18 protein-coding genes and 1 tRNA gene are annotated in these 24,894 nt (G+C 67.5%); 8 read left to right on the top strand and 11 right to left on the bottom strand.

Annotated features, from left to right (window positions below):
* Positions 1 to 85: 85 nt before the first annotated feature.
* The 6 genes from ASE50_RS08255 to ASE50_RS08230 all read right to left on the bottom strand — a co-directional run bounded on the left by ASE50_RS08255 (position 86) and on the right by ASE50_RS08230 (position 10,017).
* Positions 86 to 3,271, bottom strand: coding sequence for an efflux RND transporter permease subunit (locus ASE50_RS08255; protein WP_056398377.1), 3,186 nt, complete (start codon positions 3,269 to 3,271; stop codon positions 86 to 88).
* A 3-nt stretch (positions 3,272 to 3,274) separates the two neighbouring features.
* Entirely contained in the window at positions 3,275 to 4,417 is a 1,143-nt protein-coding gene (locus ASE50_RS08250) for an efflux RND transporter periplasmic adaptor subunit (protein WP_056398373.1), read from the bottom strand.
* Positions 4,417 to 5,679 (bottom strand): TolC family protein, encoded by a 1,263-nt coding sequence (locus ASE50_RS08245; protein WP_056398370.1) that lies wholly within the window; start codon positions 5,677 to 5,679, stop codon positions 4,417 to 4,419. The genes ASE50_RS08250 and ASE50_RS08245 overlap by 1 nt, the downstream gene beginning before the upstream one ends.
* Before the next feature lie 57 nt (positions 5,680 to 5,736).
* Complete coding sequence (locus tag ASE50_RS08240) at positions 5,737 to 6,069, bottom strand: hypothetical protein (RefSeq protein ID WP_156347364.1); 333 nt, start codon at positions 6,067 to 6,069, stop codon at positions 5,737 to 5,739.
* A 46-nt stretch (positions 6,070 to 6,115) separates the two neighbouring features.
* A complete protein-coding gene (locus ASE50_RS08235) occupies positions 6,116 to 6,871 on the bottom strand; it encodes a glycosyltransferase family 2 protein (RefSeq protein WP_056398367.1) in 756 nt (251 codons plus the stop codon).
* Positions 6,872 to 7,119: 248 nt separating this feature from the next.
* Entirely contained in the window at positions 7,120 to 10,017 is a 2,898-nt protein-coding gene (locus tag ASE50_RS08230) for a TonB-dependent receptor plug domain-containing protein (RefSeq protein WP_082438907.1), read from the bottom strand.
* A gap of 178 nt (positions 10,018 to 10,195) precedes the next feature.
* Here ASE50_RS08230 and ASE50_RS08225 point away from each other — a divergent pair, with 178 nt between their 5' ends.
* The 3 genes from ASE50_RS08225 to ASE50_RS08215 are packed head-to-tail and all read left to right on the top strand — an operon-like array spanning position 10,196 to position 13,181.
* Positions 10,196 to 11,461, top strand: coding sequence for an extracellular solute-binding protein (locus tag ASE50_RS08225; RefSeq protein WP_056398357.1), 1,266 nt, complete (start codon positions 10,196 to 10,198; stop codon positions 11,459 to 11,461).
* Positions 11,458 to 12,339, top strand: a complete 882-nt coding sequence (locus ASE50_RS08220; protein WP_056398354.1) for a carbohydrate ABC transporter permease — start codon at positions 11,458 to 11,460, stop codon at positions 12,337 to 12,339. The genes ASE50_RS08225 and ASE50_RS08220 overlap by 4 nt, the downstream gene beginning before the upstream one ends.
* Positions 12,330 to 13,181, top strand: coding sequence for a carbohydrate ABC transporter permease (locus ASE50_RS08215; protein ID WP_056398351.1), 852 nt, complete (start codon positions 12,330 to 12,332; stop codon positions 13,179 to 13,181). Before ASE50_RS08220 ends, ASE50_RS08215 begins: the two co-directional genes overlap by 10 nt.
* On the opposite strand, the gene ASE50_RS08210 is transcribed toward ASE50_RS08215, so the two are convergent.
* Both ASE50_RS08210 and ASE50_RS08205 read right to left on the bottom strand, forming a co-directional pair.
* Positions 13,142 to 14,251, bottom strand: coding sequence for an ABC transporter ATP-binding protein (locus tag ASE50_RS08210; RefSeq protein ID WP_056398348.1), 1,110 nt, complete (start codon positions 14,249 to 14,251; stop codon positions 13,142 to 13,144). The two genes, ASE50_RS08215 and ASE50_RS08210, sit on opposite strands and share 40 nt — an antisense overlap.
* Positions 14,252 to 14,492: 241 nt before the next feature.
* Entirely contained in the window at positions 14,493 to 15,176 is a 684-nt protein-coding gene (locus ASE50_RS08205; RefSeq protein WP_235512254.1) for a hypothetical protein, read from the bottom strand.
* A gap of 299 nt (positions 15,177 to 15,475) precedes the next feature.
* Between ASE50_RS08205 and ASE50_RS08200 the strand changes: the two genes are divergently transcribed.
* The 5 genes from ASE50_RS08200 (at position 15,476) to ASE50_RS08180 (ending at position 20,192) form a co-directional block, all read left to right on the top strand.
* Positions 15,476 to 15,910, top strand: a complete 435-nt coding sequence (locus ASE50_RS08200) for a DUF3576 domain-containing protein (RefSeq protein WP_056398346.1) — start codon at positions 15,476 to 15,478, stop codon at positions 15,908 to 15,910.
* A gap of 11 nt (positions 15,911 to 15,921) precedes the next feature.
* Entirely contained in the window at positions 15,922 to 18,537 is a 2,616-nt protein-coding gene (gene leuS, locus ASE50_RS08195) for a leucine--tRNA ligase (protein WP_056398343.1), read from the top strand.
* Positions 18,534 to 19,019 (top strand): LPS assembly lipoprotein LptE, encoded by a 486-nt coding sequence (gene lptE, locus ASE50_RS08190; RefSeq protein ID WP_056398341.1) that lies wholly within the window; start codon positions 18,534 to 18,536, stop codon positions 19,017 to 19,019. Before leuS ends, lptE begins: the two co-directional genes overlap by 4 nt.
* Complete coding sequence (holA, locus tag ASE50_RS08185) at positions 19,016 to 20,020, top strand: DNA polymerase III subunit delta (protein WP_056398339.1); 1,005 nt, start codon at positions 19,016 to 19,018, stop codon at positions 20,018 to 20,020. Before lptE ends, holA begins: the two co-directional genes overlap by 4 nt.
* 85 nt (positions 20,021 to 20,105) lie before the next feature.
* Positions 20,106 to 20,192 (top strand) — tRNA-Leu (locus tag ASE50_RS08180).
* 26 nt (positions 20,193 to 20,218) lie between these two features.
* On the opposite strand, the gene ASE50_RS08175 is transcribed toward ASE50_RS08180, so the two are convergent.
* The 3 genes from ASE50_RS08175 to ASE50_RS08165 all read right to left on the bottom strand — a co-directional run bounded on the left by ASE50_RS08175 (position 20,219) and on the right by ASE50_RS08165 (position 24,885).
* Positions 20,219 to 21,766 carry a hypothetical protein gene (locus tag ASE50_RS08175; protein WP_056398336.1) on the bottom strand — a complete coding sequence of 516 codons (1,548 nt, stop codon included), beginning with the start codon at positions 21,764 to 21,766 and terminating at the stop codon, positions 20,219 to 20,221.
* A complete protein-coding gene (locus ASE50_RS08170; protein ID WP_056398333.1) occupies positions 21,763 to 23,469 on the bottom strand; it encodes an Hsp70 family protein in 1,707 nt (568 codons plus the stop codon). Before ASE50_RS08170 ends, ASE50_RS08175 begins: the two co-directional genes overlap by 4 nt.
* A gap of 90 nt (positions 23,470 to 23,559) precedes the next feature.
* On the bottom strand, positions 23,560 to 24,885 hold the full coding sequence (locus ASE50_RS08165) for an NAD(P)/FAD-dependent oxidoreductase (protein ID WP_056398330.1): 1,326 nt from the start codon (positions 24,883 to 24,885) through the stop codon (positions 23,560 to 23,562).
* Positions 24,886 to 24,894 lie beyond the last annotated feature (9 nt).

The following is a 24,894-nucleotide window of genomic DNA, read 5'->3' as shown; positions in this document are numbered from 1 at the left end:
ACTGCTACTGGCATGTTGGTTCCATTATTTTTTGTTCTGCTCCGACTAATCGGCGCGCCGGGGGGTGCCGGCGCGCCCGAAATGGTCAGGGATTTGCCATGCCGCGCCGTTCGCCGAACCGGGCATAGAGCGTCGGCAGAACGAACAGCGTCAGCAGCGTGGCGGAGATCAGCCCGCCGATGACGACGGTGGCGAGCGGTTTCTGCACCTCCGCCCCCGCCCCCGATCCGAGCGCCATCGGCACGAAGCCGAGGCTGGCGACGAGCGCGGTCATCGCGACCGGCCGCAGGCGGAGCATCGCCCCGGTCCGCGCCGCTTCCGCCCGGGCCATGCCGCCGGCGACCAGTTGCTGGATCGAATTGACCATCACCAGCCCGTTGAGCACCGCGATCCCCGACAGCGCGATGAACCCCACCGCCGCCGATACCGAGAAATCGATGCCGCGTGCGTAGAGCAGCAGCACGCCACCGACCATCGCGAAGGGAACGCCGGTGAACACGATCGCCGCATCGAGGACCGATCGCAGCGCGCCGTACAGCAGCAACAGGATCAGCACGAAACAGGCGGGGACGACCAGTTTCAGCCGGGCGGTGGCGGAGGCGAGGTTTTCGAACTGACCACCCCATTCCAGATAGCTGCCCGAGGGCAGGCGGACCTTCGCCGCGATCGCCTCCTGCGCATCGGCGACGACCGAGGCGACGTCGCGGCCGCGGACATTGGCCTGCACCACGACGCGGCGCTTGCCGTTTTCGCGGCTGATCTGGTTCGGTCCATCGACGACGCGGATCTCGGCCACGCTCGACAGCGGTACGCTGCCGCCGCCCGCGATCGGCACCGGCACGCGCTCCAGCAGTTGCAGGTCGGCGCGCTGGCTGTCGGACAGGCGGATGACGATCGGCACCCGCCGGTCACCTTCGAAGATCACGCCCGATGGCCGCCCGCCGATGGTGGCGGTGATGACGTCCTGCACGTCCTGCGCGGTGACGCCGCGCTGCGCCATCGCCATGCGGTCGACGCGGATGTCGAGCATCGGTAAACCCGTCGTCTGTTCGACCTTCACGTCCGCCGCGCCCTTCGTCTGGCGCAGGACGCCGGCGATCTGTTCGGCGGTGCGGTTCATCGCGTCGAAATCGTCGCCGAAGACCTTTACCGCGATGTCGCCGCGCACCCCCGCGATCAGTTCGTTGAAGCGCATCTGGATCGGCTGGGTGATCTCATAGGCATTGCCGGGGATCTTCGACAGCTCGTGTTCGATCCGCTCGACCAGTTCGGCCTTGGGCAGACGGGAGTCGGGCCATTCGGACCGGGGTTTCAGGATCACGAACATGTCGGTCGCGTTGGGCGGCATCGGGTCCGACGCGAGTTCGGCGGTGCCGGTCTTCGAATAGACGAAGCGCACCTCGGGCTGTCGCGACATCATCCGTTCGATCGGGACCTGCATCGCCTGGCTCTGCTGGACCGAGGTCGCGGGGATGCGCAGCGCCTGGATCAGCAGATCGCCTTCGTCGAGTTGCGGCAGGAATACCTGCCCCAGCCCGGTGAAGGCGAGCAGCGCAACGATCAGGCTGGCGATGCCCGCACCGATCGTCAGCGACGGGCGCTTCATCGCGCGGTCGAGTCCGGGTTCGTAGCGCGCCTTGAGCCACGTGACGATCCGGCCGTCCTTTTCCTCGATCCGGCGCGACAGCAACAGCGCGATCATGGCGGGGACGAAGGTCAGCGACAGCACGAAGGCGAAGGCGAGCGCGATGATGACGGTCAGCGCCATCGGCACGAACGTCCGCCCCTCGACCCCCGACAGCGTCAGCAAGGGCAGGTAGACGAGGATGATGATCGCCTGTCCGTAAACAGATGGCCGGATCATCTCGCGCGCCGCCGCCGTCACGGTGTCGAGCCGTTCGTCGGTGGTCAGCAGCCGGCCTTCGTGATGTTGCCGGTCGGCCAGACGCCGCATCGCGTTCTCGACGATGATGACCGCGCCGTCGACGATCAGCCCGAAATCGAGCGCGCCGAGGCTCATCAGATTGGCCGACACGCCCGCGTGCAACATGCCGAACCCGGTCAGCAGCATCGTGATCGGGATGACCAATGCCGCGATCACCGCCGCGCGGAAATTGCCGAGCAGCAGGAACAGCACGACGATGACCAGCACCGCGCCTTCGGAAAGATTTTTCCCGACGGTGGCGATGGTCGCGTTGACCAGTGCGGTACGGTCGAGCACCGGCTGCACCACCACGTCGGGCGGCAGCGAGGCGTTGATCGATTTGAGCTTGTCGGCAACGGCGGTGGCGACGGTCCGGCTGTTCTGGCCAATCCGCATGATCGCGGTGCCGACGACGACTTCGGTGCCGTTTTCGGAGGCCGATCCCATCCGCACCGCCTGCCCGGTCCGCACGGTCGCGACCTGATCGAGCGTGATCGGCACGCCTTCGCGGGTGGCGATGACCATGCGCGACAGGTCGGCGGCGCTGCGCACCAGCGCGTCGGAGCGTACCGCCAGCCCCTCGCCACCGCGATCGACGAAGCCGCCGCCGACGCTGCTGTTGTTGCGTTCCAGCGCGGTGCCGAGCTCGGTCAGCGTCAGGTTCAGCGCCGCCAGCCGCTGGATATCGGGGACGACGAGGAACTGTTTCGCATAGCCGCCGATCGAATCGACCCCGGCGAGGCCCGGCACGGTCTTGAGCAGCGGGGTGACGATCCAGTCCTGCGCGGTGCGCAGATAGGTCGCCTTGTCCTCTTCGCTGACCAGCCGTTCGCCCTCGGGCGTGATATAGCTGCCATCGGGTTGCTGGCCGGGCTCGCCGGGTTTGTGCAGGTCGTCGCCGCGGTGCTGCAGCCGGACGGTGTACATATACACCTCGCCAAGGCCCGTCGCGATCGGCCCCATTTCCGGGGTCACGCCGGGCGGCAGGCTTTCCTGCACCCCCTGCAACCGTTCGCCGACCTGTTGCCGCGCGAAATAAGTGTCGGTCGATTCGTCGAAGACGGCGGTGATCTGGGCAAAGCCGTTGCGGCTCAAGGAGCGGGTATAGTCGAGGCCCGGCGTGCCGGCGAGCGCGGTCTCGATCGGGAACGAGACCTGTTTTTCGACCAGTTCGGGCGAGAGGGCGGGGGCGCGGACGTTGATCTGCACCTGATTGTTGGTGATGTCGGGCACGGCGTCGATCGGCAGGCGATAGAGCGACCATGCGCCGATGGCGGTGGCGATGAGGGTCAGCAGCAGCACCAGCCAACGCTGCGCGACCGACCATGCGACGATACGGGCGATCATCGATCAGTGATCCGCATGGGTGGCTTCACCCTTGCCGAGTTCGGCCTTGAGCGTGAAGCTGCCGGTGGTGGCGATCTGTTCGTTGCCCGACAGCCCCGTGCGAACGACCACCGCGCCGCCCGATGCGGTGCCGAGTTCGACGGGAACCGCCCTGAACCCGGTGGGCGTGCGGACGAACACGACCGAGCGATTCTCGACGGTCTGCACCGCCGTGGTCGGCACGCGGATCGCGCCGGTGCCTTCGCTGCCGGTCAGGCGGATCGCGGCGGTCACCGGTTCGCCCAGCCGCCACTGCCCGCCGCGGTTGTCGAGCGTGGCGATGGCGGGAACCAGCCGCGTTTCGGGGTCGAGCGCGGGCGAGACGAAGCGGATGCGGGCGGTCGTTTCGCGGCCCGGCGCGGTGACGGTGACGACATTACCCGGCGCAATACGGCTGGCATCTTCGGGCTTCAGGCTGAGCGACAGCGCGACTCGCGACAGGTTGGCGACGCGGAACAGTTCGGCGTCCGCCGCGACGGTCTGACCCAGTACCACCGGGCGGGCGATCACCTGTCCGCCGATCGGGGCGACGATGCCGATGCGGTTGAGGCTGCCGCCCCCGCCGCCGGTCGCGGCCATCATCGCGCTCGCCTGTGTCAAGGCGATACGCGCCTCGGTCGCGGCGGTGCGCGCGGCGATCAGATCCTGTTCGGGCGTGACCTTTTGCGCAAACAGCCGCTGTTCGCGGGCGAGATTGCTGTTGGCGAGCGTCAGGCGGGCGCGGGCGGCCTGTACCTCGCCCTTGATCTGCGCCGCCTCGCGGCTCTCGATCACGGCGAGGGTCTGGCCGCGCGCGACGGCTTCGCCGAGATTGTGGTTGAGCGCGACGATCCGTCCGCCGATCGCGGCGGAGACGACCTGCGTCGCTTGCGGATCGCCCTCGACGATCGCGGGGATTTCGATCGTCGCCGCGCCGTCGTTGGTCGGGCGGGCCAGTTCGACGCCGGCCAGCGCGATCTGTTCGGCGGTCAGGGTGACGGTCGCGTCGTCATGCTCGCCGCCATGTTCCTCGCCATGTTCGGCTTGTGCCGCTTCGTTGGCGGGTATGTCGGCGGCGTTGCAGGCGGACAGGAGCAAGGCGAGCGCCAGGGTCGTGCGCGATTTCATCACGGTTTCTCCGCAAGCGGCGCAGGGGCGGTCAGACGCTCCAACTGCGCGCGGGCATTCTGATACTCGGCCAGCGCGTCGATCGCGGCGAGCCGGGTTTCGGCGAGGGTGCGTTCGACGTCGAGCAATTCGGTCTGGCCGAACTTGCCCTCGCGATAGCCGATACGGGCGATGCGCGCGGCCTCTTGCGCCGCTGCCAGTGCCGGGCCGGCGGCGGTGCGCGCGGTGGTCGCGGCATTGGCGGCCTGCACCTGCGCATCGGTGATCGCCTGGGCCACGTCGAGCGCGGTGACGCGGGCCTGCGCCTCGGCACGGCTGCGTTCGGCGCTGGCCTGCGCGATCGCGGCGCGACCGCGGTCGAACAGCGGAATCGGCAACGACAGGGCGACGACCGCGGCGGTATCGTTGGTCGCCTCCAGGCGCCGGATCGCCGGACCGATATTCAGATCGGGGACGCGGGCCGCGCGGGCGAGGCGAATGCCGGCATCGGCGACGGCGATATCGGCCCGCGCCGCCGCCAGCGCGAGCGTGCCGTCGGGCAGGACAGACGCGACGGGGCCTTGGGCGTCGGCGGGCAGGCGATCGAGCAGGCGGTCGTCGAGCGGGCCAGTGACCGGCTGCCCCGTCCGCCGCGCCAGATTGGTGCGCGCCGCCGCCGCCAGCCGCTCGACCCGTTCGACCCCGGCCTCGGCATTGATGCGCGCGACCTCGGCCCGCTGCCGTTCCAGCGGTGAGGCGCGGCCGGCCTCGACCCGGATCGTGGCGACGCGGAGTGCTTCGGTGGCGATCCGGGCCTGTTCGCGCGCGGTCGCGACGCGGCGGTCGGCGGCCAGTGCGCCGACATACATCTGCGTGATCCGCAGCCGCAGGTCGGCGGCGATGACCGCCGCCTCGATCCGGGTGCGCGACACTTGCGCCCCGGCGACCGCGCCGCGCGCGCTGCGCTTGCCGCCCAGTTCGATCGGGATCGCGATGCCGAGCGTCGTCTCGGCGCTGCGGAGTCCCTGATAGGCACCCGATCCGACGATGTTTTCGACCTGCGCCTGCACCTGCGGGTTGGGGCGAAGCGCCGCGACGGCGCGCGCCTGTTCGGCGGCATCGATCGCGGCGGTGGCGACGTCGATCGACGGTGCGCGACCGCCCGCCGCCGCGACCGCCCGATCGAGCGTATAGACCAGCCCCGCATCGGCGGGGGCGGTTTGCGCCATGGCCGGACCGGCACAGGACGCCACGACCACGATGGCCGCGAACCAGATTTGCATGATGGAAATATCCCAACGAACTGCGTCGGGCCGATCGCGACCGGCCGGTGGCGTTCGTCAGGCGGCGGGGGGCCGCAACGCCGGGTCGATCGCCCGCGACGGCGCTCCGCGAACCTGCACGAGCGTCGCAGGATTGACCGCCGTCAGCGCGAACAGGCTCAGCGCGCCGCGCTGCGGGACGCTGAAGGTACCGGCGTGGCAATTGCCGTGATGGTGCAGCGCCGCCTTGTCGTTGTCGCCGCCATCGGGGGCGGCGTCGCCGTCGCTATGGACCGGTCCCGAACATTCGACAGTCGCCGGCCCGGCCGATTCGCGCGCATGAACCGTCGTCGCCAGCACCAGCGACGACAGCAACAGCATCAGCAACAAGGACCAGGCTCGGGTCAGCACGGCCGCGACCCTATCGCATCCCCGGACCGATGTCACGGTACCCCGATCAGCCGGCGGCGACCCGCTCCGCCGCGACGGGCGCGAAGCCCGCCAGATAGGGATGCGCCAGCACGCGGCGGGCGTTGCGTTCGCCGATCGCGGTGTCGTTGACCAGCCGGCTGCCCGCGACGGTGCGATACTGCGCGACACAGGCGTCGATCCGCGCGAAGCGGGCCCCGGCCGCCCCGGCGCGGGTGTAGAAATCCCAGTCGTTGCAATTGTGGAAGCTGGGATCGAACCCGTCGACGCGCTCCACCAGCGTGCGGCGGACCACCGACCAGCTCGGCCCGATCACCCCGCCGCTGGCAAGGCCCGCACGGATGCAGTCGCCGTCCCAGCCGCATTCGGGATCGCCGGGCGCGGCATCGCCCTCGACCCGCGCGAACCAGCCGACGACGATGTCGCTGGCGGCACTCACCACGCCGCCGAGCAGGGCGCGCGCCGCGCCGGGCAGCCACACATCGTCGCTGTCGAGGAACGCGATCCAGTCGGCGGTGGACAGCGCCGCGCCGCTGTTGCGCGCCTGCGATGCGCCGACGTTGCGCGGCAGGATCATCGCGACGACGCGCGGGTCGGCAGCGGCAAGGGCGCGGATCACGGCGGCGCTGTCGTCGCTCGACCCGTCATCGACCACGATCACGCGTTCGGGTGCCGGCACCTGCGCCAGCACGCTCGCCACCGCATCGGCGACGACGTGCGCGCGGTTATGACACGGGATGACGACGTCGTACGACGCGACGAACGGATCGGCGGAGTGCAGCATCCCCGTCCCATGCCAGAACCACGCCCACGATCAAGCGTCGCAACCGTACCCGCTCAAAGGCTGTTCGAAAACGCGGCGTTGCGCGTTTTGCGGTTCCGGCCCGCTCCCCCTCCCCGCCACCCACAGGGTACACTCAATGAGTGGCGGGGAGGGGGTAGCCCAGCAAAGTATTACTTTGCTGGGACCCGAGGGGGAGCGGGCCGGAACCGCCTCGAAACTCGCCCTTTTGCGAGTTTCCGAACCGACGTTTAGCGCCCGCCGTAGCGAAGGCGGGCACCGGCATAGACATAGCGGCCGACCGGCGAGATCGGCACATTGGTTTCGAAGCCGATATCGGGCCGCTGGTCACCCAGATTGTTGACGCCGCCATAGAAGGAGAAATCGTCGTTGACCGCGACCTGCGCCTGCACGTCGTGGCTCCACAATTCCTTGTACCGCAGATAGCGCGGATCGACGAGGCTGGGGTTGCTGTCGGTATCGATCCGCGGGAAGCGGCGGACGCCGTTCTGCCAGCGCAGATTATAGCTGAGCGTCAACGCACCGCTGTTCCAGGTCGGCGAGAAGGCGAGCGTGTAGCGCGGGCGGAACGGCTGATCGACATTATTCTCCGCCACCGCGCCCGGTGTCGCCACCTGTTCGAGCCGGTCGAGATAACCGCCGACCAGCCGCAGGTCGAAATCACCCGCCGAGGCGGTCGAAAATCGGTAGGTGACATTGAGTTCGGCCCCGGCGGTGCGGAAGGCGGCGACATTCTGGAGGGTGATCGCGTATCCATTGATGAAGCCGCTGCCTTGTGCGCGGGATATCTGCGGGCAGAACACATTGTCGAGCGTCGGCTGATCGACGCACGCCGCTGCATAGTTGTTCGGATCGGGATTGATGATCGCGTCGGTCAGGTCGATGTCGTACCAATCGAGTGCCACCGACAGGCCCGGCACGAAATCCGGTCGCAGCACGACGCCCGCCGTCCAGGTCCTTGCGACTTCCGGCCGCAGGTTGGGATTGCCGGCCACCGATCCCGGGATGAAGATCGTCGCGTCGGGATTGTTCTGGGCCGTGAAGTTCGCGAAATTCCCGCCGGCGGCAGTAATCAGCGTCTGGCAGTTCGCCGTGCGATACTGGGTGCCCCGGCTGCGATTGGCGACGTAGCAGGGGTCGGAGAAGAAGTTGCTGGTGCCGGACAGCGGGCGCTGAAGCTCGCCGATATTGGGCGCGCGGACCGACCTGCCGTACGAACCCCGGACGCTGATCGCCGCGATCGGCGCATAGATCCCGTTGAACTGGTAGGCGCGGGTCGATCCGATCGTCGAATAATCCGACAGGCGACCCGCCGCACCGACCGAGAGCAGATGGGCGAAGGGCACCTCCTTCAGCAACGGCGCATTGACCTCGCCAAAGGCTTCCCAGACGTCGAAGCTGCCGTCCGACGGGGTCGGAATGATATATTCGTCATATTGGTAGAAAGCGTTGTCGATCAGCGCCTGTGCCGGACGGAAGCGGCTTGATTCACGACGATATTCGCCACCGGCGGCGAAGGCGACGGGGCCACCGGGCAGCGTGAGGAACTGGCCGAAATCGCCGGTCAGCGATGCGTTGGCGACATGCTGTTCGATCCGCGCGTTGCTGACCGGGTTGCTGAGATAATAGCCGAACGAGCGGCCATCGACGGTATTGCCGCCAAAGGTGTTGACCGGAATGCACCCCGCCGCCCGCGCGTCGGCCGAACGGCACACGATCGCGCCGCTGCCGTCGCGCACCGCGTCGAGGGCGTTCAGGAATTGGGTGTTGAGCCGGTCGTTCAGCTTGGTCGCGCGAACATCGGTGCGGCCATAGGTATAGGACAGGTCGTAGCTGGCATGGTCGCTGATCCGCCCGGCAAGATCGACCACGCCGCGCCACGTCCGCCGCCGGTCGCGCTCGCCGCGGCGGGGAATGTCGAAATTGTTGCGGCTGATATCGACCGAGGTAAGGCCGGCGGCGCGCGCGGCGGTCAGGATCGACAGCGGGATGAACGGGTTGTCGAGCGCGATGGTCGCCGGGTAATTGCCACCATAGCCGCTGAAGCTGGTCACCTCGCTCTGGACGAACTTGCCCTCTACCGACAGCTTGAACGCGTCCGAGACGTCGAAATGGGCGAGCGCGTTGACCGCATGGCGTTCGGTGCGCGGCAGGATGTCGCCGACATAGCCCGCGACCGGCGTATCGTCGCCGCCGATCGAGTAACCGTCATTCTGCAGGAAACGGCCGGGGGTGTAGATCGCGCCGTCGCCACGAAATACCTGATCGCCGATCACGACATAGCCCTGGTTCGATCCATAGGGATAGCGCAGGTCGGTGACCGGGCCGATCTTGTAGCTGCCGGCGCGGGTCGGGTCGTAGCCGTCGAGGTTCACGAAATACTGGCGTTGGGCGAGCGCCAGATAGTCGCGGTCGTCGTTCGCCAGCGGATCGTCGGCGTTATATTCATAGGCCAGCGTCAGATTGCCGCGCCCGTCGGCGAAATTGCGTCCCGCGATCAGCGAGCCGAAGCGGTTGCCGGCATCGCCGCGTTCGGAAATGCCCGCCTGCGCCCGCGCGGCGATCCCGTCGAAATCGCGTCGCAGGACGAAGTTGACGACGCCCGACACGCCATCGGCGCCATAGACGGCGGAGGCGGCACCGGTCAGCACGTCGACCCGTTCGATCAGGTCGGTCGGGATCGCGTTGATATCGACGGCGGCGGTGTCGGGCTGTCCCGCGACGTGGCGACGGCCATTGACCAGCACCAGCGTCCGGTTCGGACCGAGGCCGCGCAGGTCGAGCAGGTTCAGCCCGACCTGTCCCAGTGCGCCATCGGCCTGGTTGCGGCCGGCGGTGCGCGTGCTGTCGAGCGAGTTGGTGAGCGCGGGCACGCGTTGCAGGAAACTGGTGACGTTGGTCGTCCCCGATCGCCGAAGCTCCTCGACCCCCAGCGACACGACCGGATTGGGCGCGGCATAATCGGGACGGGCGATCCGCGATCCGGTGACGACGATTTCGCCGCCGTCGTCATTGCCTGTCGTCGCTTCGGGGGGTTGCGGTGCCACGGCTACGGTCTGGGCCTGTGCGGATGCTGCGGCGAGCAGCGCCGCCCCGGCGAGCAGGCGACGGCGTGTGACGATCGACATGGTGTACTTCCCCCGACCATCGCACCCCTTGGCGTCAAAACTGGTCGAAATGCAGAACATCATACGGCCGAAAAGGGTTCGGTTCGGTACGCGGCGGACCGGAATATCGGCGCGTTTCTTGTGGTTTAGATGTCACGTCGGCTGGCGTCCGACTCCGCGATCCGGCACAGGTCGACGGGTGCAGAGCGGCGACGATCATGGCGGACCGACGCGCAGGACGATGCTCGGCCTGTTCCCCGCGCTCGCGATCGCCGGCTGCGGCAAGACGAGCGGACCGCCGCCGCTGCGCGTCTGGGCGATGAGCTATGAGGGCGATTATTCGCCGTTCCTGATGCCCGGCTTTACCGCCGCCACCGGCATACCGGTCGAGGTCCAGTCGCTGCCGACCACCGCGTCGCACGAAAAGCTGCTGACGGCGTATGCGGGGGGGGCGTTGCCCGACGTGTTGATGTTGTTCAACGGCTGGGTGCGCGAATTCGCGATGATCGGTGCGGTGGCACCGGTCCCGTCGCCCGCGCTGACCGCCGGATTGTTCCCCGGCATCCGCGACGCGCTGCGCATCGAGGGGGTCGATTATGCGGTGCCGTGGTCGGTCGCGCCGCAGGTCCAATATTATCGCACCGACATCGTCGCCGAGGCCGGCTATGCGACACCGCCGCTCGACTGGGCCGGATGGCTGACGATGGCGCGCGCGATCAAGCGGCGGCGGCCCGACAATTACGTGTTCCTGATGCTGCTGAACTGGCCCGGCGCGCTGCTGACGATGATGACGCAGGCGGGCGCGACGATGCTGCGCGATCAGGCGACGCGCGGCAATTTTCGGTCCGAACCGGTGCGCGAAGCCTTTGCCTATTACGCCAATCTGTTCGCCGAGGGACTGGCCCTGCGCGCGGCGTCGACCGAGGTGCAGGACCCGCTGGCGGCGTTTGCGCAGGGGTTTTTCGCGATCTGGCCGAGCGCGCCGACGACCTTGCTCGACCTGCGCCGCCGCGCTGCCGACATCGCGCCCGATCGCTGGGGCACCGCGCGGCTGGCCGGGCCGAACGGGCCGGGGCCGGTGTCGGGGGACAGCAGCGTCTTGTGCGTGTCGACCACGACCGACCGTCCGGCCGAGGCATGGGCGCTGGTCCGGCACATGACGTCGCGCACCAGCGAGCTGACCTTCCAGCGGATGATCGGCAATCTGCCCGCCCGTCTGGATGCGTGGGATTCGCCGCAACTGGCGCTGCCGGTACTGCGCGCGTTTCGCGAACAGATGGCGCAGCCGGCACCGATCCCGCCGGTCGTCGAGTGGGAACGCATTCAGGGCGAGATCCAGCTGGCCGCCGAACGGGTGGTGCGCGGACTGCAAACGATCGGTCAGGCGCTGACCGCACTGGACGAACGCGTCGATCAGCTGCTGGCGCGACGCCGGGCGCTGGTCGATGCGGGGAAGATCGCATGACCCGCCAGTCGCGCGCCGCATGGTTGTTCACCGCGCCGGTGCTGACCATCATCCTGATCGTGCTGGTGATCCCGACGATCGCGGCGATGGCGCTGTCGGTCACCGATTATTCGGTCTATGCGCTGGCCGATCCGGGCAATCTGCATTTCATCGGCATCGACAATTTCATCGAGCTGCTGGCGACGCCGTTATTCTGGCGGTCGCTGAAGAACACGCTGATCTTTGCGGTGCTGGGCGTGCCGATGGCGATCGGCACCTCGCTGCTCGCCGCCTTGCTGTTGAACGACGCGACGGTCCGGTGGAAGCCGTTGTGGCGCGTCGCGCTGTTCGCGCCCTATGTCACCAGCGTGGTCGCCACCGCCGTCGTGTGGCGGTTCCTGTTCAACGAACGCTTCGGCCTGCTCAATCGGGGGCTGGCGCTGATCGGCATCGCGCCGATCGACTGGCTGGGCAATCCGAACAGCTCGATCCCCGCCATCCTGATCTTCGTCACGTGGAAGATCTTTGGATACAACATGATCGTGTTCACGGCCGCGCTGGCGGCGGTGCCGCAGGACCTGATGGAGGCGGCGCGGCTCGACGGGGCGGGGCGGTGGTTGCGGTTCCGCCACGTGACGTTGCCGGCGATCGGGCCGACGCTGCTATTGGCAGCGGTGATGAGCGTCGCGGGGTTCCTGCAGATCTTTGCCGAACCCTATGTCATGACGCTGGGCGGACCGGCGCAAAGCACGACGACGGTGCTGTATTTCATGTTCGAGGAGGGGTTCAAATGGTGGAACCTCGGACAGGCGAGTGCGGTCGCCTTCGTCCTGTTCGTCATGATCCTCGCCATCACCTGGGTCCAGACCCGCATCGGCAGGCGCAACGAATGGCTGTGAGCAAAATGCGCGCGGTCGTCGCCAATGCCGCGGTCTTCGCACTGGTCGCGCTGACCGTCGCGCCGCTTTTCTATATGGTCATCGTGTCGTTCATGCCGCGCGGGGAATCGGGCACGCTGCCGATCCCGCTATGGCCGTCGCGCTGGTCGCTGGAGAATTATCACGAACTGCTGGTCCGGCGGCAGATCGACGGGGCGTGGTTCGATTACCGGATCCTGCCGGCGCTGCGCAACAGTATCGGCATCGCCATGCTGTCGACGCTGCTCGGGCTGCTGCTGACGGTGCCGGCGGGCTATGCCTTTGCAAAGCTGCGGTTTCGCGGGCGCGAACGGTTGCTGAAACTGCTGATCGCCGCGCTGGTCGTACCGGGGCAGGTCGCGATGCTGCCGCTATTCCTGATCTTCCGCCATCTGGGGCTGGTCAACAGCTATGCCGGGGTGATCCTGCCGGGGCTGGCCGGGATATTCGGCGTGCTGTTCGTGCGGCAGGCGACGCTGGCGATCCCCGACGAACTGATCGATGCGGCGCGGATGGACGGGGCGAGCGAGATGCGCATCTTTCGCGCGATCGTCCTGCCGCTGCTGACGCCGGTCGTCGTCACGCTGGCGCTGTTCACCTTCCTGGCGAGCTGGAACGATTTCATGTGGCCGCTGGTGATCCTGGCCGATCAGCAACGCTATACCCTGCCGGTCGCGGTCGCGGCGATCGCCCGCGAACATGCCGCCGACGGCGAACTGATGATGGCGGCATCGGTGGTGACGACGCTGCCCGTGCTGGTGATCTTCCTGATGCTCCAGCGTTATTATCTGACCGGGCTGCTGGGCGGCGGGGTCAAGGGATAGGCGCGGCCATCGGCGGCAAAGACATGGGCGTCGGCCGGGGGAATCGAGAATTGCAGCGTCTCGCCGAGCGTCACCGAGCGGTCGCCCGGCAGCTGGGCGACGATCGTGTCGACATCGCCCCGCGCGCCGAGATGCGCGAACGACAACGGCCCCAGCCGCTCGAACAGCTCGACCGCGCCGACGAACGGCCCGTCGTCATCGGGCACCAGATGTTCCGGGCGCACGCCGAGCGTCACCGATGTGCCGATATCGTCGACGCCGGCACGCGCCGCTGTCGCGACCAGCGCGCCGTCGGTCAGGCGCAGCGTCGCCCCGTCGGGCGTCATGGCGGCCAGCGTGGCCGGCAACAGGTTCATGCCCGGCGATCCGATCGCGGCGGCCACCGCGATGCTGGCCGGGCGGCGATAGACGTCGATCGGCGCGCCGATCTGTTCGATCCGCCCCGCGCTCATCACGACGATGCGGTTGGCGAGCGTCATCGCCTCCAGCTGGTCGTGCGTCACATAGATCATCGTTGCGCCCAGTTGCTGGTGCAGGCGTGCGAATTCGTGCCGCATCCGCGCGCGCAGCGACGTGTCGAGGTTGGAGAGCGGTTCGTCGAGCAACAGCACCTGCGGCCGGCGGACGATCGCGCGGGCGATCGACACGCGCTGCCGCTGTCCGCCCGACAATGCCCGCGGGCGGCGGTCGAGCAGCCCGGTCAGGTCGAGCATCGCCGCCGCTTCGGCGACGCGTTCGGCGATCTCGGTTTTCGGCAGGCCGGCGACCTTCAACGGAAAGGCGATGTTCCCGGCGACGGTCAGATGCGGGTAAAGCGCATAGGACTGGAACACCATCGCCACGCCCCGTTCGGCGGGTGGCGAGTCGGTCACATCGCGCCCGCCGATCAGGATGCGGCCTTCGCTGGCGGTTTCCAGCCCGGCGATCATCCGCAGCAGCGTCGATTTGCCGCAGCCCGACGGGCCGACCAGCACGACGAATTCGCCATCGGCGATGGTCAGGTCGCTGGGGGCCAGTGCCACGGTGTCGCCGTAACGCTTCCCAAGTCCTGCAATATCGACCGCCGCCATGATCTCTCCCGTTTGTTACAGCGGCTTACGCGCATCGGCGGGCGGTGCAACCTTGGGTGTGGTAGCGGCGGTTGCGGAAGTCCCGGCATGGAGCGGGCAAAATCCTCCCCGGTACGGGGAGGGAGACCAGTAAAGCTGGAAGGGGCATGCCCATCGCCAGGACAGCTTGTGCGGAAATCCCCTCGACCATCCGCTGCGCGGACGGCCCCCCTCCCCACGGGCGGGGAGGCGTTAGCTTGGATCAGAAGCGGAAGGCGGTTCCGACGTAGATCGCCTGGCTGTCGCGATTGTCGCGGGCGATGCGCAGCATGCGTTCGCGCTCCGACCGGTAGCGGACGCCGGCGGTGACATCGAGGTTGCGGGTCAGCTTGTACGATCCGCCCATGTCGAGCGAATAGGCCGGTGCATCGGCGATCAGCGCCGGCTGATCGGCGAGCGGACGGTCGCTGATCGCGCCGACGCGCCCGGTGAACTTGCGGCCCGAATAGCTGACGCCGACGCCCATCTGCTCGCGGCTGCCCGGCTGTCCGGCAAGATCGAGGCGAGTCACGTCGCCCGATACCGCCAGCCGCTTCCAGCCGACCGACACGCCGAGATTATAGGCGACCGGGTTGAGCGTCTGCACCGGTGCCGCCGCGGCGACGCGTTCGGGCAGGCGATTCGGCTGAAGCGACCGGCCGCGCACCGCGACCTTGATCGAACGGTTGCCGATCACCGCCCCTTCGGACGGCGTGAACTGAAACCCCGGTGCGTTCAGCGCGGTCCGCGACAAGGCGGCGGTCAGACGCGGGTCGGCAGCGGCGGGGGTGAACGATCCGAACGCCACCAGCGGCATCGAGTCGGGATTGACGCGCTTCAGGACGCGCGGAGCGCGCTGTTCCTGCGCGAAGAGTGCAGGCGACGCACCGAGACCGGCGGCGATCATCGCCCCCAATCCTATGCCAGCCGAGATCCTGCCACGCGTCATCATTTCCCTCACTCCCCGCTAATGGCGCTATCACGATTCGGTTGCGTCGCACCACCGCGCCCGGTCGCTTTCCCGCGACCTGTTGCATCGAACCCACATATTTGTCCGACCACATCCGAACCTGCATCAATCCGGGACCGTCACCGCCGCGCCCGCCCGGTTCCGGTCGCGTGTCACCAACCCGCTTGCCGCGTCCGCGGCACCTCCTATAGAAGCGGCGCGAACTGCCGTAATGGCCTGTAGTCAAGGAACCGCTAATGAACCGCCCGCTGCTGATCGCGTTGCTGGCAACTCTCGCCTTGCCGATGGCCGCGTGCAGCGGTGGCAAGGGGCGTGTCGCGGGCGATCTCGCCGCGTCGAAGGTGACGACGATCGGCGTCAACAGCTATCTGTGGCGCGCCAGCCTCGACACGCTGTCGTTCATGCCGCTGACCCAGACCGATTCGAACGGCGGCGTCATCGTCACCGACTGGTACGTCAATCCGGCGACGCCGACCGAGCGGACCAAGGTGACGGTCACGATCCTCGACCAGGACCTGCGCGCCGATGCGCTGCGCGTCGCCGCGCTGCGTCAGATCAATCGCGGCGGTCAGTGGATCGAAGCCCCGGTCGAGGCCGCGACCGTGCAGAAGCTGGAGGATATCATCCTGACGCGCGCACGCGATCTGCGCCGCGGGGCGGTGACCGGCTGAGCGACGCATCGATGACCCCCCGTTTTTCGCCCGGCGAGGCCGATGCGCGCTGGCAGGCCGCATGGGACGATGCCCGCACCTTCGTGGCCGACGATGCGTCGCCCAAGCCGAAGCGCTATGTCCTCGAGATGTTTCCCTATCCATCGGGGCGCATCCATATGGGCCATGTCCGCAACTATACGATGGGCGACGTGCTGGCGCGGTTCCTGCGGATGACCGGCCACGAAGTGCTCCATCCGATGGGGTGGGACGCGTTCGGCATGCCCGCCGAGAATGCGGCGATGGAAAAGAAGGTTCATCCGGGCCAGTGGACCTATGCCAATATCGCGGCGATGAAGGCGCAGCTGAAGCGGCTGGGTCTTGCCTTCGACTGGAGCCGTGAGTTCGCGACCTGCGATCCCGAATATTATGGCCACGAACAGGCGCTGTTCCTCGAACTGCTGAACGGCGGTCTGGTCTATCGCAAGGAATCGGCGGTCAACTGGGACCCGGTCGACATGACCGTGCTGGCCAATGAACAGGTGATCGACGGGCGTGGCTGGCGGTCGGGCGCGGTGGTCGAGAAGCGCAAGCTGTCGCAGTGGTTCCTGAAGATCACCGACTTCGCCGACGATCTGCTCAGCGGCTTGGGCAGCCTCGACCAGTGGCCCGACAAGGTCCGGTTGATGCAGGAAAACTGGATCGGCAAGTCGGAGGGGCTGCAATTCGCCTTTGCGCCGGTCGCGCCGTTCGACCAGTCGATCGAAGTCTATTCGACGCGCCCCGACACGATCTTCGGCGCGAGTTTCGTCGCGATCGCCGCCGATCATCCGATCGCGCGGGCGCTGGCCGATGGCAATCCCGATGCGGCGGCGTTCATCGAGCTGTGCAAGCAGGGCGGTACCACCGCCGCCGAGCTGGACACGGCCGAGAAGCTGGGGTTCGATACCGGTTATCGGATGCGGCACCCGTTCGATGCGTCGATCGACCTGCCGGTCTATATCGCGAACTTCGTGCTGATGGACTATGGCACCGGCGCGGTGATGGGCGTGCCGGCACATGACCAGCGCGACCTTGATTTCGCACGAAGATACGGGTTGCAGGTCCGCCGCGTCGTCGCCGATGGCGACCTGACCGACCCGGTGTTCGACGGGACCGAAGCCTATACCGGCCCGGGCCGGCTGGTGAACTCCGACTTCCTGAACGACATGGACGTCGCCGCCGCCAAGCGCGCGGTGATCGATCAGGCAGAGGCAGGCGGCTGGGGCAAGGGCACGACCGTATGGCGCCTGCGCGACTGGGGCGTCAGCCGCCAGCGTTACTGGGGCACGCCGATCCCGATCGTGCATTGCGACGCGTGCGGCGTGGTGCCGGTCCCGACCGGACAACTGCCGGTCAAGCTGCCCGACGACGTGTCGTTCGACATTCCTGGCAACCCGCTCGACCGTCATCCGACGTGGAAGCATGTCGATTGCCCGGGCTGCGGTGCCCCGGCGCGGCGCGAGACCGACACGCTCGACACCTTCGTCGATTCGTCGTGGTATTTCATCCGCTTCGCCAGCCAGCCCGACGACAAGCCGTTCGATCGCGCGGCAGCCGAAAGCTGGCTGCCGGTCGGGCAGTATATCGGCGGGGTCGAACATGCGATCCTGCACCTGCTCTATGCGCGCTTCTGGACGCGGGCGCTCAACCATGTCGGGCTGATCGACCTGAAGGAGCCGTTTGCGGGGTTGTTCACGCAAGGGATGGTCACGCACGAGACGTATTCCTACGACCATCGATTTGAGACGGAAGTAGCATCGCCGAGCGATCCCAATCGCACGATCATATCGCATAATAAGCAACTCGTTTGGGTGTCTCCAACGGACTTGGAAAGGCGAGACGGCCAACTCTTTGACCGAGTGTCAGGCGAGGCTGTTACCGTCGGCCGCATCGAGAAGATGTCGAAGTCGAAGAAGAATACGGTCGATCCCGAACCGATTCTCGATCGCTACGGTGCCGATGCCGCACGTTGGTTCATGCTGTCGGACAGCCCGCCCGAGCGCGACCTGCCGTGGAGCGAAGCCGGGATCGAGGGTGCCGAACGCTTCGTGAAGCGGGTGTGGAAGCTCGTGGCAGGGCACAGCCCCACAATTACAAGCGAAGATAACGATGCCGGCGTTAGGTTTGTTGAAAACGAGCAAACTCGGAAGTTGGCTCGGGCTCGTCATCAGACGATCGCGGGCGTGGCAAAAGATATCGAGGCTCTACAATTTAATAAAGCCGTTGCGAAGCTGTATAGCTTTCTAGGTGAGCTTGAGAAAGCTACGCTTTTTCACGACGATGATCTCGACGCGCTGCTGCTGCTGGTCAGTCCGATGATCCCGCATCTGGCCGAGGAAGCATGGTCGCAGCTGGGCCGCCCCGGGCTGATCGCCGATGCGCCATGGCCTGAGGTCGATCCGGCGATGCTGGTCGACGCGGAATCGACGATCGCGGTGCAGGTCAACGGCAAGCTGCGCGACACGATCGTCCTGCCCAAGGGCGCGGCGAAGGAAGACGCCGAAGCCGCTGCGCTGGCTAGCGAAAAGATCGTCCGCGCGCTGGACGGCAAGACCCCGCGCAAGGTCATCGTCGTGCCCGACCGCCTCGTGAACATCGTCGCATGATTCGCGCCGCCGTCCTTGGCGTGGCGCTCCTGCTCGGCGGGTGCGGCCTGCGCCCGCTCTATGCTGGCGGCGAGGGTGGCATGGTCCGCCAGACGCTGGCAGGGGTCGAGGTTGCGCCGATCGCCGGGCAGAATGGCTGGTTGGTCGCCAACGCCCTGCGCGACCGGCTGCGTGCCGAAGGGCCGACGCGCTACCGGCTCGAAATCAGGCTCGACGACGATATCACCGGTCTGGGCGTGCGGCGCGACGATTCGATCACGCGCGAGCGGCGGACGCTGCGCGCGCGCTATCAATTGATCGACCTGACCAACGGTGCGGTGACGCTCGACGCAACGGCCGGATCGGATGCCGGCATCGACGTGGTCCGGTCCGAATATGCGACGATCGCGGCGGAGCGTACCGCGCTCGAACGGCTGTCGCTGATCGTCGCCGACCAGATCGTGACGCGGATCGCGCTGACGCTGCCCAAGTCAGGCTCGTGAAGCTTCGGCCCGAGCAGGTCGCGGCCAAGCTCGACCGGCCCGGCCCCGATATTCGCCTCTATCTGTTCCACGGACCTGACACAGCGGGGGCGATGGCGCTGGCCGCGCGACTGGCCAAGGGCGTGGGCGAGGGGGCCGAGCGCGTCGACATGGACGGGGGGATGCTGAAAAGCCGGCCGGGCCTGCTGGCGGACGAAGCCGCGTCGATGTCGCTGTTCGGCGATGCCCGCTGCATCCGCGTGACCGGCATGGGTGAGGAATCGGTCGAGGCGGTGACGCTGCTGCTGGCGGCCGAGCGTGCCGGGAATCCGGTCGCGGCGATCGCGCCGAGCGTCAAGGGCACGTCGAAGCTGGTGAAGCTGGTCACCGCCTCGCTCAACGCCGTCGCCGTCGCCTGCTACGTGCCCGACGCGGCGCAGGCGGCGAAGCTGGCGGTGACGATGGCCCGCGACCATGGCTTGCGGCTGCTGGGCGACGTGCCCGACCGGCTGGCGGCGGTGACGGCGGGCGACCGTGCGGTGCTGGCCAGCGAGATCGAGAAGCTGGCACTGTATCTGGACGCATCACCCGAGCGCCCGCGCGACGCCGATGGTGAGGCTTTCGATGCGATCGGTGCCTCGATCGCCGATGCCGAACTGGGCGGTATCGTCAGCGCGATGATCGCGGGCGATGCGGCGGCGGCGGCACTGCCCGAAATGCCCGGCGGGGCGATCCCGGTGCTGCGCGCGGTTGCACGGCGGCTGTTGTCGCTGGCCGAGATGCGCGCCGATATCGACGATGGCGACAGCGTCGACCGGGTGATGGAGCGCCACCGGGTGTTCTTCAAGGAACAGGCCGCGACCGCGACGGCGCTGCGCCGCTGGGATGCGACCCGCCTTGCCCGCGCCCTCGAACGCGTCCGCGATGCCGAGCGTGCGGCGCTGTCGGGCAGCGGTCTGGGCGAGGTGATGACCGCCGCCGAAGCCATCGCCATCGCCCGCGCGGCGGCCCGCGGCAAATAATCCACAAAAGCGTTTGCACGACCGCAAACGCGCTGCTAGGGGCACGCTCCTGCCAGCCAAGGGGGCGACCCCAAGGTGTTCACGTGCGGTCGTGGCGGAACTGGTAGACGCGCAACGTTGAGGTCGTTGTGGCCGAAAGGCCGTGGAAGTTCGAGTCTTCTCGACCGCACCATTTCCCGTTCCGTGATCGGAACGGGGTCATTCCCCAGATTTTTTGGTTTTGGTGCGATCGTGCACTATCAGCGGTTGCAGGTCGCGCAGCAGCGGTAGGCCAACCGATGCCTCTGCGCGCAATGCGGCTTCGCGCAGGGCGATCTGTACCGTGCAACGGGTCTCTGCGGTCTCCCTGTTCTGCAACGCTCGTCCAATCGTCTCAGGCGGCAGCTTCGTCCGGGCCGCCATCTGATCCACGATCGAGAAAGGGATGACGAAGCGATAGGTTGTATCCGAGATCGGCCGTTCGCGTGCATACCAGATGACGTCGCGCAGCAATTCCTGTCGCCGGTCCTGAATTGTGGATGCCATGACCAGACCCGGCTGCATGAGATTCACCTTTTCGCACTCCTCTGGTGCGGGGCCTTGCACGGCACGCATCTGATCGAGATCCCAGCGCGTAAGTTGCAACAGTACCGGCTCGGGCAGGTCCGACAGACCATGACTGACCAGGTCCTCGGTCAGTGTACGGCCGATGACGCTCGCGCTGGTCCCGGCCGATGAGTCAGTGACGGCCTGCATGATCGCCGAGGCCAGTGCCGGATTGGCTGCGCGAACCTTGTCGATGCTGCGACCGGTCATCTCCCGTGCAACCTCGTCAACGCTGGCGTGGGCGGCCGGAGGCGAGGTCGGATAATGGGTGCCGCTCAGAGCGAAGCGCAGGACGGTCACGGCGATGACGATTGCGATCCACCAGTACGTGCCGTTGCTGGATTTTGCGGGCCTGTCCCATTTGTCCACCCGGACCGGGTTCATCCATTGCTCGATCACAGGATATCGCTGGCGCACCGTCGACAATAGTTCGCGTACCAGGCCGCCCTTTACGCGCCATTCCGCCCGTCCGGTGTCGGTGCGGGTAAGCTCCCGCCACGCCCGATGGAACCGATGCTTCGGATCATCAAGCATCGCGGCGAAGCGCGTCGCGCCAATCCGCTCGACAATCGTCTGCGCCTCTCCCGACAGCGCATAGTCGTTGCGGCGGTCTATCCAGCCGAACGCTGCTGCGGCCGGTTCGAGCAATGGGTCGGACCGCGGAATGCTCGCCGCCAGCGTGTCGGCGAACCAGCGTTCGGCACTGGTCGCGAAATCGATCTGTTCCATGCGCGGATCGGCCAGCAGTGCATGGCCATGATGCTCGATCGATGCGAGTTCGGCCTCGGTCGGCGGCGTGTCGTGCCCCGGGAACAGCAACGATTCGAGCGCATGTAAATGGGCGTTGATCGCATCGTGAAAGGCGGCGATTTCGGGGTCCGGCTCCGGCTCCGGCTCCGGCTCTGGTTGTGGTTCCAGCTCGGGTCGTTCGACCGTAGTAGAGTACAGGGTGCCGACAGCGCCCTCCATCTCCCAATCGACATCGGGGAGCGGGTCGGTATCGCCCGCCAACGCCGCATCCCGCGCCGCGCGCAGGGCTGCGAAGCCGTCCGGATCAGCGTCGACGTCCATCGCCTTCAACCGTGCGGCATAGGCCTTGCGGATCGCGCTGCGGTCGGTCGTCGGATCGAGGTCGAGCGTCGCCCAGATGCCGTGCCTCACAGGAATCGCTCGCCTTCGATCTGGTCGAGCGCCGCGCCGAACGCCTCGCGCGCCTGGGCGATGATCCGGTCGTCTTGCGTTGCCAGCGCGGTTTCGAACTGGCCGAGCATGTGGCCGATCGCGGCGCGGGTGTCGCCGAGGAAGGATTCATACGCCCGCCGCGCCCGTGCCAGCAACGCCGCATTGACCGCATCGTCGCGCGGATGGACCTTCAGCGCGACCAGCGCCGCGCGGCGCTTCGCCAGTTCGGCGGGGTCGGGCGCATCCTCGTCATCGACGATCACCAGATTGCGGGTCATGCCCGTCTCCGGCACGCTGACGTCGATTTCGAGCAGTCCCGACGTGTCGTAGCTGAAGCGGCATTCGACGGTGACCTCACCCGCGCGGCGCGGGGGAACGGGCACGGTGATCTCACCCAGCTTGACGTTGCCCGATACCTCGCGCGCCTCGCCCTGATAGACGCCGAACTGCACCTTGGTCTGCTGGTTCGACAGCGTCGAGAAGGTCGAGACGCGGCTGACCGGCACCGCCGAATTGCGTTCGATGATCGGCGAGAACAGCCCGGTGCGAAACCCGCCGCGCCCGTCCGGCTCGCTGGTATCGACGCCCAGCGTGAACGGGCAGACATCGGTCAGCCGGATTTCGTCGAGACCCGCATCGCGCGCCAACAGCCCGGCCTGCACGGCCGCGCCCATCGCCACCGCATGGTCGGGATGGACCGTCGTCGCCGGGAACCGGCCGAACATTCGCGTGACCGCCCGGCGCACGATCGGCATCCGCGTCGCCCCGCCGACCAGCACGACTTCGGACAGGGCCGCGGCGGCGATGCTGCTGTCGCGCAGCGAGCGCAGCACCGGCTCGCGGATGCGCTGGAGCAGGCCCGCCGCCGCTTCCTCAAACGCGCTGGCGGTGACGGGGACGGTCAGCGCCGTATCGCCCACCGTGACGCCGAAATCGGCGCTGTCGCCGTCGCTCAGCGCCCGGCGGCAGCGTTCGGCGGCCTGCGCCAGCAAGGCGGTGGCGCGGTCGGGCGGGAGCGTCGCCAGCAGCCCCTGCGGATCGAGCGAGGCGCGGACCAGTGCGATCAGGCAGTCGTTGAAATCGTCACCGCCCAGCCGGTTGTCGCCGGCCGATGCGCGCACCTCGATCACCCCGTCGAACATCTCGACGATCGACACGTCGAACGTGCCGCCGCCCAGATCGAAGACGAGAAACGGTTCGTGATCGGCGCGGTCGGCTATGCCGAAGGCGAGCGCGGCGGCGGTCGGTTCGTTGATGAGCCGGCGGATCGGCAGCCCGGCGAGTTCGCCGGCACGCCGGGTCGCCTTGCGCTGGCGATCGTTAAAATAGGCGGGAACGGTGACGACGGCTGCGGTCACGCTTTCACCGGTAAAGGCTTCGGCATCGCGCTTCAGGCTGGCGAGGACGAGGGCCGACAACGCCTCGCTGTCGAAATCGCGTTTGGCGAGCTTCACCGTCTCGCGCGTGCCGATGCGGCGTTTGAAGCTGGTGACGGTGCGGTCGGGATGGGTCGCCATCCGGTCGCGCGCCGCACGCCCGACCAGCACCGCGTCGTCCTCGCCGATGCTGACCGCCGACGGTGTCAGATAGTCGCCCAGCGCATTGGGCACCATCACCGGCGCATCGCCCTGCCAGATCGCGCACGCGCTGTTGGTCGTCCCCAGATCGATACCGACGATCATCCCTGTCCCCTTCCACTACGGCGACGGGTGTAGCGCGTCGGCTTCGTCAGGCAACGGGGTGGCGATCCTCCCTTGGGACGACCGCCGCGATCAGAATTCGGCGACCTTGCCCCATGCCGACTGGGCAAAGCGGTCGGGGTGATAGGGTTTGGGGTCGACGATCGGTTCGGCACCGCTGACGATATCGGCGATCAGATGGCCGGCACCCGGTCCGATGCCGAAGCCATGCCCGCTGAAGCCGGAGGCGAGGACCAGCCCGGGCAGGGCCGCCATTTCGCCGATGCCGGGTACGCCGTCGGGGGTGCTGTCGACATAACCCGCCCATGCCCCGGTCACCGCCCGTTCGTTCAGGCGCGGCATCATCTCCAGCGCGCGGGCACGGGTGCGTTTCACGGTCGCGGCGTCCGGCGTGGGATCGAGGATACGCATCCGCTCCATCGGCGTCGGCCGATCGAGCTTCCATCGCTTCACGCTCTCATGGCCCGACTGCACCCCTTCCAGCCCGCCGGGGGACAGCTTGCGCCAGCGCCGCGCGAACATCGGCAGGAACTGGGTGGAGAAGCGCAGGAATTGCGGGGTCGGATCGACCTTGCCGCTGCCGCTGATCGACAGGGTGTAGCCGCCGTCGCCGCGCCGGGTCATCGAGATGAATTCGCTGTGCATCGCCGGCGGAAAGACGTCCTCGCCCGGCCCGACCGACACGACCGTCTGCCGGATCGTCGCCTGCGGAAAGCGGATGCCATATTGGTAGCAGAAGGACGATGCCCACGCCCCGGCGGACAGGACCGCGATGCTGGTGCGGATCACGCCGTGTTCGGTGACGACGCCCGACAGCCGGCCGCCTTCGGTTTCCAGCCCGCGGACGGCACATTGCTGGTGCACGGTCCCACCCAGCGCCATGATCGCCCGCGCGACGGCCGGGGCTGCGCGCGACGGGTCGGCGGTGCCGTCGGTGGGGGAAAAGACGCCGCCCTTCCACGCCTTGTTGCTGAACCGGCCGCGTTCGCTCGCTTCGGCGGCCGACAGCATATGGGTCGTGACACCCGCGGACTTCGCAAAATCGCGCCAGCGGGACCAGGCGGCGATTTCCGACTCATTATCGCTCAGATACAACAGGCCGCAGCGGCTGAAGCCGGTATCCTCGCCAGTGTCGATCGCGAATTGTTCCCACAGATCCAGCGCCTTGGTCGCCATCGGCAGTTCGCGCGCATCGCGGTTCTGCTGCCGGCACCAGCCCCAGTTGCGGCTCGACTGTTCGGCGCCGATGCGGCCTTTTTCGATCAATGCGACCTTCAAACCGCGTTTGGCGAGGTAATAGGCGGTGAAGCTGCCGACGATGCCCCCGCCGATCACCACCACATCGGCGGAGTCGGGCAGGTCGGGGGTCGAATCGACGAACGTCAGCGGTGCGGGCATGCGGACGGG

The sequence above is a fragment of the Sphingomonas sp. Leaf5 genome (assembly GCF_001421155.1).
Taxonomy (GTDB): Bacteria; Pseudomonadota; Alphaproteobacteria; order Sphingomonadales; family Sphingomonadaceae; genus Sphingomonas.
This window is presented reverse-complemented; position numbering and strand designations above follow the sequence as displayed.